General features: G+C 46.4%; 11 protein-coding genes and 3 pseudogenes. 4 read left to right on the forward strand and 10 right to left on the reverse strand.

Annotated elements, in window-relative coordinates:
- Positions 1–184 (forward strand): hypothetical protein (locus BK127_RS44620; RefSeq protein ID WP_218639082.1); only part of this gene is annotated, 184 nt, incomplete at its 5' end.
- 17 nt (positions 185–201) lie between these two features.
- Here BK127_RS44620 and BK127_RS40630 read toward each other — a convergent pair.
- The 9 genes and pseudogenes from BK127_RS40630 to BK127_RS40670 all read right to left on the reverse strand — a co-directional run bounded on the left by BK127_RS40630 (position 202) and on the right by BK127_RS40670 (position 9,247).
- Positions 202–1,101, reverse strand: coding sequence for a sugar phosphate isomerase/epimerase family protein (locus tag BK127_RS40630; protein ID WP_256711687.1), 900 nt, complete (start codon positions 1,099–1,101; stop codon positions 202–204).
- Complete coding sequence (locus BK127_RS40635) at positions 1,091–1,900, reverse strand: phytanoyl-CoA dioxygenase family protein (protein ID WP_076238351.1); 810 nt, start codon at positions 1,898–1,900, stop codon at positions 1,091–1,093. The genes BK127_RS40630 and BK127_RS40635 overlap by 11 nt, the downstream gene beginning before the upstream one ends.
- A 1,336-nt stretch (positions 1,901–3,236) precedes the next feature.
- The gene (locus BK127_RS40645) at positions 3,237–4,592 is read right to left on the reverse strand and encodes a dipeptidase (RefSeq protein ID WP_076238347.1); all 1,356 of its coding nucleotides are present in this window, start codon (positions 4,590–4,592) and stop codon (positions 3,237–3,239) included.
- A gap of 181 nt (positions 4,593–4,773) precedes the next feature.
- Positions 4,774–4,917 (reverse strand): annotated as a pseudogene (locus tag BK127_RS44350) (IS3 family transposase); the annotation flags it as partial.
- Positions 4,918–5,014: 97 nt separating this feature from the next.
- Positions 5,015–5,536, reverse strand: coding sequence for an IS3 family transposase (locus BK127_RS40655; protein ID WP_179097805.1), 522 nt, complete (start codon positions 5,534–5,536; stop codon positions 5,015–5,017).
- The gene (locus BK127_RS43395) at positions 5,518–5,865 is read right to left on the reverse strand and encodes an IS3 family transposase (RefSeq protein WP_144026714.1); all 348 of its coding nucleotides are present in this window, start codon (positions 5,863–5,865) and stop codon (positions 5,518–5,520) included. The genes BK127_RS40655 and BK127_RS43395 overlap by 19 nt, the downstream gene beginning before the upstream one ends.
- Positions 5,866–5,891: 26 nt before the next feature.
- A complete protein-coding gene (locus tag BK127_RS40660; RefSeq protein WP_076238348.1) occupies positions 5,892–6,572 on the reverse strand; it encodes a helix-turn-helix domain-containing protein in 681 nt (226 codons plus the stop codon).
- 223 nt (positions 6,573–6,795) lie between these two features.
- Positions 6,796–8,166 carry a flavin monoamine oxidase family protein gene (locus BK127_RS40665; protein ID WP_076238349.1) on the reverse strand — a complete coding sequence of 457 codons (1,371 nt, stop codon included), beginning with the start codon at positions 8,164–8,166 and terminating at the stop codon, positions 6,796–6,798.
- A 259-nt stretch (positions 8,167–8,425) separates the two neighbouring features.
- Positions 8,426–9,247, reverse strand: a complete 822-nt coding sequence (locus BK127_RS40670; protein WP_218639083.1) for a GNAT family N-acetyltransferase — start codon at positions 9,245–9,247, stop codon at positions 8,426–8,428.
- Between the two features lie 339 nt (positions 9,248–9,586).
- Here BK127_RS40670 and BK127_RS40675 point away from each other — a divergent pair.
- The 3 genes and pseudogenes from BK127_RS40675 to BK127_RS40685 form a co-directional block, all read left to right on the forward strand.
- Positions 9,587–10,308, forward strand: a pseudogene (locus tag BK127_RS40675) (IS110 family transposase); the annotation flags it as partial.
- Between the two features lie 9 nt (positions 10,309–10,317).
- A pseudogene (locus BK127_RS40680) lies at positions 10,318–11,136 on the forward strand (IS1595 family transposase); the annotation flags it as partial.
- Between the two features lie 163 nt (positions 11,137–11,299).
- The gene (locus tag BK127_RS40685) at positions 11,300–11,689 is read left to right on the forward strand and encodes a VOC family protein (RefSeq protein ID WP_076238354.1); all 390 of its coding nucleotides are present in this window, start codon (positions 11,300–11,302) and stop codon (positions 11,687–11,689) included.
- Between the two features lie 198 nt (positions 11,690–11,887).
- On the opposite strand, the gene BK127_RS40690 is transcribed toward BK127_RS40685, so the two are convergent.
- Positions 11,888–12,193, reverse strand: coding sequence for a sigma factor-like helix-turn-helix DNA-binding protein (locus tag BK127_RS40690; RefSeq protein WP_256711689.1), 306 nt, complete (start codon positions 12,191–12,193; stop codon positions 11,888–11,890).
- Positions 12,194–12,458 lie beyond the last annotated feature (265 nt).

The raw sequence follows: 12,458 nt of genomic DNA on the forward strand, positions 1-12,458 counted from the left end.
CCATTATGGAACATACAGATTCACAAGCCAAGACATTTTCATTCATGGTGGTGGCCGTCAGGCCATGTTAGTTTGGGACACCCTCTTTCCTTCACCCTTAAATATTTTCATAAAAACGATGTGGCTCTCTTTTATTATGATCGCTCTGACTCAAAAAGATATTGACAAAAACAAGAGTTTGTAAATCCTAAACGTCTTTGTTTAAACCCGTTCCCACAAGGATCGGGCGATCCTTGCAAACAGTAGCGCTTGCGTCCAGCGGTCGCTCACCTCACACTGCTTGTCGTGCTGGCCGCTCACAGTGATCGCATAAGGGGGCGGCCCCAACTCGCAGACAAACGGGAACATCTCTCCTTTCTGTGCCACTTGACGCCAGTTACGTATCCCTACGAGCCACCAACGTTGAAAGTGCTTCAACATCGGGTGTTCGAACTCGCGGTCAGCTGCACCCTCCTCATCCGCGCTTCCAAACATGGGCACGTCGATCTGCACCTGCTCTCCGTTTGATATGCGAGCGTGGATGCTCTTCGTCAGAGGGAGCAGCGCCTGGAGCAGTTCTTCTGCCTCATCGGACACCGTATACATTTCCCCGGCAACGACATTATGTGAGAAGTCAATTGTAAGCTCAAGCCCAGGCAAGCGGTGAGCATACTCTACCGTTCGCAGCAGATCCTGTGTAATCGTACCGCGGTGCGTTTCGATAAATGCCGGGATTCCCGCAGACCTCGACAGCTCCGCCATGCCCGCAAGCAGTTGCACTGCTTGCTCTCCGACCAGAAAGGGCCTCATCACCTGTACGTTAACAAAATCGATTCTTCCGAACGATTTTGCCTTGCAAAGAAACACGTCCAGTTCCTCCACCGTTTTAGGATACGCATTTACGCTGTATGAAAGGTTGTATTGATCCAGCAATCGATGCCATCGTTCGGCCTCCTTGCCTTCTGGCAGCATGCCGTTAATGCCGTCGTAGCCTGCCTCGTCGATGCGCCTCACCTTCTCCTCCATGCTCCAATCGTCACCGGCGCCGTTTTGATCTCCCAGTCCGTTCATCCCCCACCAGGACATTAGTACCTCGAGCCGTGGCTCACGCTTAGTGGACATATGGTGTATCATACTCAACGCCGCATGGTCCTCCATTCGGATTAGTCTCCAGCTCAACCGGCATGCCGTTGGCACGGAACAGAGGACGATAATGCGTGCCAATGCGCGTAGCGGAGCTACTGGCATAATGACAAATGAACGAGCGACGGAAACGATCTTTGGTCTTATTGCGGTATGAGCCGTGAATCAGATTCCCATTGAAAAAGAGCACATCTCCCCGCTCCATCAAAACCGGAATTGGCTTCTGATCCTTAGGCGGCTTCACAAAGTGGGTAGTAAACGATTCCTTGGAATCAGACAATTCAGGACATACGATATCATACGAACTCGTCTTAGGCACAACTAACAGCCCGCCGTTCTCCTCACCCGCAGGATCGATTGCCGTCCAAGCGGCGATGCAGTTGCCCGGCTCGACCTTTAAGTAGAAGTTATCCTGATGAAGCGCCTGTCCCCGTGCACCCGGAGGCTTGAAATAGAACATGCTTTGGGCCGCCAACGGTTCTTCCTCATACAAATCAGCAAGTACTTCCATTACCGGTTGATGCAGCATATACCGTTTGGCTGTTTCATTAAACCGATGCGGGTGCATGACCCTCGGATAGCGTTTTAACGGATCGATCGTTTCCTGGTGCAAATCGGGCTCAAAATGCCCCGGGATCATCTGTTGGCTTATGTCATCAAAGGTTCTGTCAATCTCCGCTAGTTGCTCATCTGTAAACAAGCCTTTGGCTATTAAATAACCTTCCGTTTCAAACTGCCACTTTTGCTCATCCGTTAACACTCGATACGTATACACTATGTCTTTATCCTCCTCTATTTCTGCTAGAAGTTTTTTTAGCACATCTTCATTATACAGTCAGAATCATGATTAGAAGAAGAAAGCATCCTGCTAAACAATCATGCAATTCTGCTATTACATTCTCAAGAATACTTGTGTGCAACCAATAGTTAGTTTTAACGAGATAATGTTCTTGTCACCTGACAATAGCTACTTTCACTCGTATCTATTCTCCAGAAAATCAAAAAAGCCTAATAAAATCAACATGTAATTCACCTTAAATCCATCCGAGGATGTCAATCAGTTTTTAGAAATCACACAGGGAACCTGCCAACATTTTAACGCGAGTATACGCTAAGCCCTGCTGAAACGGTTCGATCACCTGTAAACCGAGTTTCAAATTCCATTTTTAGACTGATTCGTAAAAAAGCAGTAACAGACTAGTGCACAAAACTGTAAAGAGCTTATCAATTAGTATTTCAAGACCTTACCGGCATACGTCCATTTGAAAGGTTTGGCCATGGTGTTATTAAAATAGTCTATGAACGCCAAGATTTGCTGCCGTAAATCCTGGGTGGTGGTGAAGTTACCTTGTCTAAGCAAGCGTCTCATGAAAGCTGAACCACATCTCGATCTGATAAACCAGAATCAGTGTTTGGGTGGTAGAGAAACCGGATGCGATGAGTAGGATCACTTAAGAACACACGGCGACTTTCCAACGATCGCAATACGCCACAAGAGCCTTTGACGCCCAGTGTACAGCGATCGATCCCCAAATGCTCGGCGATAAGCTTCACGAGCGACTCGGACTGGTGGGTATTGAGCTGGTCCGCATTCTTAGCGACAGTACTGAACTCTGGATTACGTTTTAAATATGCGCTAATCCTCTCTACTATCAAACTCTAAAGAAATAGTATTGCCAAAGATTTTTGGCCAAAATGAGCTATCTTATCATAATCCTCAATCCTCATTGGACATCTCTGAACTTCACTCATAACACACCTCTTTTCATGGCATGCACAACATTAAAATGTACCATTTATTGGAATTAAAAAAAGCCGCAATTTAAGCGACTTTCAATGTAATAATGATGTTGACTTCCGACAATGATGTCGGATGACAAGAACATTCAAGCTCATTCCTCTCACCATGCCTTCTATGTGATTTCTGTTCGTCAGACCGAGGGTTTGTCCCGGCTTCCTTCAGATTCGGCCTCGCGACCGACACCCTTGCCTGTAACGGACTTGCACCGCCTAGTTATCGCCCATGCCGGGCGCACATGCAAAAAGCAACTGCCTCAGAGTTCCTCTGCGGTAGCTGCTTTTACGTTTATTCAATGGTTATATTTAGTATCAGTTTAAAGCCGTTTCAAAAAAGAAACAATCGTTAACAATCCCTTGTCGAAATTCTCCAGATTAAAATGCTCATTAGGTGCATGTAGATTCTCATCAGGCAGGCCGAAACCCATCATAACGACGGGAGCCTCTAATACACGAGAGAACGTCTCAACAATCGGAATTGATCCGCCATCCTTAGTGAACAGAGCACGTGTGCCATACACTTCCTCATAGGCGTCAGCTGCCTTTTGCAGCACTGGGATGGACGGGTCCATGTTGAAGGCACGAGCTTTTTCACCGCGCTTCATAACAAGCTTCGCTCCTACTGGAATATGTGACTCCAAATGAGTGACAATGCGATCCAGCACTTGGGATGGATCCTGGTCACCGACAAGACGGCAGGTGATCTTGGCATGTGCTTCCTTCGGAATGACTGTTTTGGTACCCTCGCCTTGAAAACCGCCATACACGCCATTCAGCTCAAGAGTCGGCCTCGCACCAATTCGCTCCACAAAAGAATAGCCTTCTTCCCCGTACAATGCTTCGAGTCCGAGTTTAGTTCTCAATTCTTCTTCGTTATGACTTTGCTTCTTAAATTCCTCCCGCATTGCTGCGGAAAGCTCTGGAACGCCTTCGTAGAAGCCCTCTATTGCAACTCGCCCTTGGTCATCATGCAAAGTAGCTAGCAGAGAAATCAGAGCGTGAAGCGCATTAGGCACACCCCCGCCGAATGAACCGGAATGCAGATCCGTATTGGCTGTATTTATCGCCACTTCCAGTGAGCATAATCCGCGCAGGCCCGTGGAGATAGCAGGCTTTCCTTTGGCAAGGAGAGAAGTATCAGATATAAGAACAACGTCTGTAACCAGCTTGTCCGCATTGGCTTCCATGAAGGCAGGCAGGTTAGGACTGGAGATTTCCTCTTCTCCTTCAATACAAAACTTCATATTCACTGGGAGTGTGTGTTCTTGACTAAGAAGCGCCTCGGTTGCTTTCATATGCAGGAAGAGTTGCCCTTTATCATCAGTTGCACCACGTGCATATAACTTGTCGTTGCGGATAGTCGGCTCGAATGGAGGAGTCTCCCAAAGATTTAGCGGGTCGACGGGCTGCACATCATAATGGCCATAGACGAGGACTGTTGGTTGGCCTGGCGCATGAATATAATCAGCATATACGATAGGATGTCCTGCTGTTGGATGTACCTCTACGTTCTCAAGACCCGCCTTCTTCAAAGTGGCAGCAACCCATTGGGCAGCTTCATTGACGTCATTCTTATGAGTGGACAAAGCAGATATGCTCGGTATGGCTAGAAATTGCTTCAGTTCATCTAAATGCAGTTCTCTCTTGCTTTGAAAATAAGATTCATAGCTCATCGAAAATAGACCTCCTAATACGTTAATAGCTTAAGTATACGTCTAAGGAGCAATAAGTAAAACATTATGGGCTATCGGGGAAATTAATTGCGTGCACCGGGCTCAGAAATTGTGATTGTCCTCGATACGAGAGGCTAAAACCACCATTACTTTAAAATATCCAAATTTGCTGCAGTTTGCTGTATTGTGCTACCGTGTAAGTGGAAACGAGACCTTTCTCTTTCATGATGCGGCCAATGCGGCGTCTTGAGACGATGAACACGCGCTCGTTGAGCTTCACTTTGATCTTGCGTGTGCCGTAGGCTTTTCTGTTCTTGAGAAAGATAACATTCCCCACAGGGTCTTTTATAAAAACATAAAGAGGCTGTCCAACATTGAACTGCACCCCGTCAAGTAGACAGAGAACAAATAAATAAAAGCAATTAGGCGGCCTTAGCCCTGAATTCCACAGGACTGAGGTCGTTTAATTTTGCCTGCAACCGCTCATTGTTATAAAAATGGATGTACGCCTCAATGTCCCTCTTTAGTTCTTCAAACGTGCTGTATGTCTGGAGGTAATACATTTCGCATTTCAGGGTCCCCCAAAAGGCTTCCATGGGTCCGTTGTCTATGCACCGGCCAACACGTGACATACTCTGAGTTATGTTTGCTTTGTCCAGCCGCTTCTTAAAGGCTAACGAGGTGTATTGAAAACCCCGATCGCTGTGAAGCATGGGAGTCGCGCCCGGTACAGCCCCAAGCGCCTGGTCCAGCGTTTCAAATACCAGTTTGTTGTTGTTCGAATGCCCCAGCACATAGGAAATAAGGTTATTTCCGTGGATATCTAGAATGGCACTGAGGTAAGCCTTCTGGTCTTGTCCGTACTTGAATTCCGTAACATCGGTCAACCATTTCTCATTTGGCGCTTTGGCGTGGAACTCTCGTTTTAGCAGGTTCTCAGCCACATGCTGAGGGGTAGAGCGCGCGTATTGCTTTTTCTTCCTGGGATGACGGACTGGATCCCTGCAAGCTTCATGAGCCGCTGGATCCGTTTGTGGTTCATGGATGTATTCATGTCTCGCCTGAGCTGAACGGTGTGCCGTCGGTAACCGTAGATGCCGCGTACTTTCTCATGAAGGGCCAGCATGTCTTGCGTCAACTGCTCGTTTAGTTGTTCCTGCGGACTGGGCTTATGGTTTACCCACTTGTAGTAACTCGATCGCTCAATCTCAGCAACCTCACACAGCAGTTTCACACTAAATTTCTGTTCTTCATGTACCCATTTTATGGCCATATACACATGGGTTTGCCGGTGACGGCTTAACTTCGCCTCCTTTTCAATTCCTTCAACTTTTTTAAAAATGCATTCTCCGCCTTCAGCCGCTCAATTTCATACTCCAGCTTCTTTAGCTCTAACTTGTGGCGCTCGGCTTCGGTCAGTTCCTCAGGCGCTTTCTTGCGGCCCCGACCGTCCTGCAATCCATTCTCTCCGCCTTCCTCGTACTTTTTCACCCACTGGTATGCTTGGTTGTAGGATACATTAAACTGCGCTGCTGTCTTTCCGTAGTCGCGCTCATGTGCAAGGCAATGGTGCACGATATCGATTCGTTCTTGCCACGTTGTAGATCGACCCTTGGTCATAGCTTTTGCTCCCTCGTTATCCGATTTAAAGCTGCTATGACTATTATACTTGTTTATCCAACTTTTGAGCTGAGTTCGGCTTGCGATTTTGTATGTATCGATGACTTCATATTGTGAGTACTGACCGGAAAGATAATCTTGCACCGCCTGGAGCTTCAGTTCTACGGAGTAACTTCGATTACGAATCCGAATCTCCAATCCGTCCATTCCGTAAAGCTCATAGCGGTGCCGCCATTTCACAAGGGTGTTAACGCTGATGTTGTATTTATGAGCCACCGCCTCCCGAGTGCCTTTACCTGCAGCCAGTTCATCTATGATCGCTAATTTCTCTATAGCGTTATACTCATTCTTCTTTGACAAAGAAATACTCCCCTTTAAGTAGCCGGTTTATTTATTAAACCTGTCTACTTAAAGGGGAGCATATCACATGCCGGCAGCCTCGTTCTGTTTGTTTATTGAGGTAAAGTACCCGTAGCGAGGCTGCGGACGTTCTTTTACTAATTTGAAGCTCTAATATATCCCACGGCAACCTCATGGCTCAGGTTATTGTCTCGTACTAGTTATTAGTACATACATTACCGTACTATATGCTGTTTCCGGCAATAATTTGATTTACAGTTCGTAACGCAGAAGAGATCGCACCTTCAATCCAACCGGGAAAAAGACTTGTATTATCGCCAGCAAAGTAAATTCTACCTTGTTCGGCAGACAGTGTTGGGAGCATTCGAATCATCTGTTTCGGCTTATACCAAGCATACGCACCTCGGGAGTAAGGATTATGATCCCAAGAAAAGACCGTCCCACCTTCATAATTATACGACAATTCAGGAAGCACCTGTTTGATTTCTGATACAGCTGAATTAAAATTACCAGCTCTAGATATTTCTCGCGCCGATTCACCGGATGAGTACGAACTAATTAACCCCCTCCTTGATGTCGTTTGAGTGAATGTAGCATCAAGCAACCATCCAATTTTCAGATCCGTATTTACTGTAGTAAAGGAACTTAAGTTGTTCCAGAATCTAGTTCGGCTTTGTATGACGGTACGCGTAACGGAAGTAGAAAGTTGATTTTGAATGACATCATTTTTTTCTTTGCTAAGTGGCGGAGAAAAATGAATTGTACGCAAGACTGTAGAGGGAATGGCCACAATGGCCCGATCACAGCAGATAGTGAAAACTTCGCCGGAATTATTAAATTGGATAGTTACTCCTTTATTACTATGTTCAATATGCGTCACAGCACATCCATAACTGATATTAGAGCCAATTGTAAGGGCAAGCTTTTTCGGTAGTTGATCCATTCCACCTACTATAGTCTTTGCACTTCCTTCGGAACTGGCCATTTTTAGGTCAAGCAGTCGCTGTAATGCAGATACTTTGCGAATACCATCACCTAACATCTGCATATATCCGATTTCAAACAGCTTAATCGCACCCAAAGATGCTCCTTGACCTTTAAGATATTCTTCCATTGTCATTAAATCGAGCTGTGCCGCTTGTTTTGTGGGCCAGCCCGGCAAAAAAGGATTACCCATCGCTTTAAGCCCCGGCTTGAGATACTTTTCCAACATTCCCGCATATCCTAAAATTCTTTCCTCGGCTGTAAGTGAAACAGGCCATAGTGCAGGTTCTGCCGGAGAATCTATTATTAATCTCCCGTCGATATATGACAAACTTCTATTGGGGACTGGTAAATTTATTAATTGAACCCCGGCTTGCTGGGCATAACTCAATGTGAGAAAATGATGCGCTCCAATGAAGGCAGCCCCGATTTCGCAAAACAATCCGTCGGCAAATTGATCCCGCATCGTGTATATGCGACCACCCGGTTGACTATTTGCCTCTAATAAACGCACGTTATATCCTTGTTTCATAAGCTCCAAAGTGCATACCAAACCCGCCATCCCTGCCCCAATAACTACAATACGCTCAGGAAAACGACCTATTACCATAAAATCCGATTCCTCCAAATATTACTTTTATATACATCATGTGTGTTTATACTCCTTTAGTTCCTAGGCACTTCTTATTATTCTATGCTGCCCGTTACTGCAAAAGACAAAGGCAGCCGTTTGCCGGCTGCCGTCATGTCGTGATTGAACTATAGTGCCCGTTAGCTCAAAAGGTACTCCATTCACATCTTATCTCCATCTAAAAAAGATGTATTTGTTATCTTCATCTTGCTCTTTTCTGCCCAATCAGTGTCGGCGCTCACCGCGGTTGCTCCAACACGAACGGCTGCGTCCGAGTCACGAACTGGAAGCCCTGCTTGCGCAGGATCGGCGCGGAGGTCGGCAGCGCGTCGACGAAGGCGTGCGTCCGGCCGCGATCACGGGCTTCCTGCAACCGCGAGGCGACCAGCGCGGTGAACAGTCCCCGTCTCCGGTGTGTGGTCTTGGTGCGACCCCCGGCTAGTTCGGCGTAGGGCCCTCCGGGCCGGAAGTAGGCCCGCCCACAGGCGACGGGCTCGCCGTCAACGTAGGCAATGTGGATGCTCATCTCGTCCGGATTCTCCTTCAACTTAAGGGCCAGCGCGCGCCGCTCCTCCTCCACGTTGTGCCTGCCAATCTCGCGGGACACCTCGGCGTAGTCCACCAGGTCGCGCTCTTCTCGGACGATCCTGATCTCGTGTTCGCCGCCGTCACCGAGGGCAGCCAGCGATGCCTCGTCCAATGGCAGGACCAACACTTCCTCCTCATCCTCGGCCTCGAACCCGGCGGCGACGAGCCGCTCGGGCAGGTCGATTGGCATATCGTGACCGTAGTACTTCCACTCCAGGCTATAGCCGCCGGAGACGGCGGCATCCAGCTCCCGGCGGATCAGGTTATCGGTTTCCTCCGGCGGTAGGCTGGCGAACACGATCCGGCACTCCGATCCGTCCGTGGAGCGATCCACGACCACGTCACCGCTGGCAGACGGCACGCCCAGCAACCGTCGCTCGGCATCCAGGCCCACCAGGATATCGGTTCTTATGATCTCGCCTGTTTCATACACCATTTTCGCTTTCTCCAGAGCCTGGTTCTTCTTGTCCATGTTCGACACGTTCTCCTGCCTCCCTTTGTTTTAGGAAATTTTGTTTCCCTCTTACTATATTACGTCTGTCCTCAACACAATTCTAAACTATTTCAACTACCCTTACAGAACGGTTACTAAGTTACAATAACCTCCTGTTTTGCGTTAAACTGCCCGTTCGTATTATAAGGTCAACCAGTTTTTTCTGGTTGATCCTTTTTGCATTTGCTTTCAGGATTAAGGTAGCCGGGTCGAACGTAACTGCCCGTGGGACGCAGATCTCGTATAACAAGCGATGCTATGGAGCGACAAGTTGTACCCTTAGGGGCTACCGGTAAATCTATATCGAGGAGAGACTGAATGAATCCTGTTATCGGGTTAGATATTTCTAAAGGAGAGAGCCATGGACAAGCCTTTTTAGAGCGCGGTAAACCGTACAGAGGAACGTTTCAATTTGAACATACCCATGAAGGGCTGTCGAAGCTACTTCAAACTGTTCATGATGTAGAGCATACGTCTGGACAACGTCCTTTGCTTGTTCTAGAAGCAACCGGACATTACCAAAGTCCGGTGGTTCAGTTCTTGCTTAAGTCCAGACTTCGTAAAGTAAAAACAGATGCTGCTGATGCTTATCTCTTGGGAGAACTGTACTACAAAGAAGAATTTGAACCCTTTAAGAAAAGGGGTGTGCAACTGCTTAATCTGCGCTATTTAACAAGACAATATGAGTCTCTTTCAAAAATGTGTGTTCAGACTAAATTGCAGTTCCAAGCTGTTTTGGATCAGGTTTTCCCTGCGTCAAAGGTGTCTTCGGGGCTATGTATTCTGGCGTTTCACTTCGATTTTTAAAGTCGTTTCCAACTTCATATTCGATCTTGCAAACGGACAAAGAAACGCTTAATGCCAAAATCAAAGAGTAGTTTTCTTCGAGACGAGGTCGTTCAGAGGAGTGGATTAACGAGCGAGTCACGCGGCTGTTGGAGGCGGCAAAACAAAACCCCTTCGAGCAAACCATATACTCCAGCCACTTGATCAATTTAAACATTCTCATCACCCTCATTCTTCAGTACAGGAGCATCTTAGGGTATTGAAAACGGCAACGTTACCGCTGTAAATCCTGCCGTCAAACCTTCAACGACCTTACCCACACCCCTCTTCAACGCACCAGAAGACCTCACCTTTGGGTTCGATTCATCGAATGTATGATTGAGGGTTTTTTACTGAAGAAATGTGCCGAGCTGTTGCATGATGAGGTAACTCATGTAACCCTATTTTACTGGCGGCATAAGATCCTTGCCGCTCTGAAACAAATTCCAACCGAAACGTTTCAGTGCATCGTCGAAATGGATAAGACCTATTTCTTGTTCTCCGAAAAGGGCAATAGGAATATCTCTGAACGCAAGTCCCGTAAACGTGGTGGCAAAGCTAAATATCGTGGCATCAGTAACGACCAAATATGTGTATTGGTTGCTCGCAACCGTCAGAAGATGACTTTCTCTTGCGTTCTTGGACGTGGACGTATTCGGACAGCTAAATTGGATGAGGCTATCGTCTGTCATTTATCCGAGTCAAACGTACTTTGTACTGATTCATGGAGGGCATTCAGTTCCTATGCGAATACGAAAGGATTAGCCCATTACCGCTTCAAGTCGGATGGGAAACAGCGTGTTAAAGGTGTCTACCACATTCAGAATGTAAACAGCTATCGTAGTCGTTTGAAACGTTGGATTGACCGCTTTAATGGCGTAGCAACCAAGTATTTGCAACATTATCTGGCTTGGTTCCGTTACTTAGACAGCAAGGAATATGAGAACACAACGTCGAATAAGAAAAATATGCTGGTCGTCTCTTGCCTGTTTACTGTAAATGAGACAAACACTAATCTTCGCAGAACATCTTTTTCTTCCTAAACTAACTGGCAGATTAGTTAAGACAACCTCGGAGAACCGTACATCAAAAAAGGCAAGTTGTCGTGTTATTACAATACAGGTTTCCGCGATTATGTTAAACTGGTTATAGGAAAGCCTTGTAATATTGGGTTACCCTCATTTTGTACAGAAAGGTAGTGGGACGGTGAAACTGTCGCAAGTTAGACTATTGGTAAAAAACTTTGATAAAAGTGTAGCGTTTTACAGAGACGTGATGGAGTTTCCATTGGGATTTTCCTCTGAGGAGATGCAGTTCGCATCGTTTAATACTGGCGAAACCAAAATCGAAATTTTTTCCCGCGAAAATATGGCAGAAGTGATTGGTGAAAACAATCTTCCAACCGATGAAGCATCACAATCAAAATTCTTACTCACTTTTTCTGTTGACCAAGTCGATGACGTTTGTTCCCGTTTAAAAGATAAAGGGATGGTACTCCTTAACGAGCCTCACGATCGGCGAGCCTGGAATGCCAGGGTTGCCCATTTATGCGATCCCGATGGCAATGTAATTGAACTATACAAACACCCTCTTTAATGACCGGTTTCATATTTTTTCTACCACTTTTTGAGTAGGTAGCGATAAGCAAACCCCTAATTTTATTATAATATGTAGAACTATCGGAATCGATAGTTGGATTAACCGCCTTTTCAGTAGGCGGTTTTCTTTTGGTCGAAAACCAACAATAAACGAAAACTGAGCCTTCAAAATACAGTGCGGCGATTCGTAGTGCCTTTACCCTGCTACAATATACACTTTTGAAAAAAAGTATAAACTATCCCCCCTTCCTAAAAGAACTGGATTTTTCGTTTCCGCAATTTGTTTCGAAGACCATTCAAAGACATCCTTCAGAATAAGAACCGTGCGTTGACGAGGCGGCAAGGTTTGCAAGAGTGCGATAAAGCAGAGCTGAAGGGTATCCTTGCGAACGAAAGTATCTTCCGGATTTTTTCCAAATTCGGGTGAGGGCCAAATCCAGGACGAGTCTGGCAGCGTTTCGTTCGGTTCGACAATCTTGATCGCCGGGTCGGCTTTGTTCATCTTCGCCTCCTTAGGTCGATCTACTTGAAACGTCCTCCTTCCATGCATATCGAATCATCCGGCAGCCACAAGGCGAAACGGCTATGTCGTCCTTTGGCGGTTGGCGCATTTCGTACCAAGAAGTATAGAGGATTGTCCTTATGTTCATGTCTGGTTAAGCTATTGTTATCCGTTAGCATAACTCACACTCGTAAATTTCTTTCATTCGTCTTTTGCTTGATTCTCAAATAACTGCTTGAGCATGTTGTCTTTGTTATTTAGAAAC

The sequence above is a fragment of the Paenibacillus sp. FSL H7-0331 genome, from assembly GCF_001956045.1.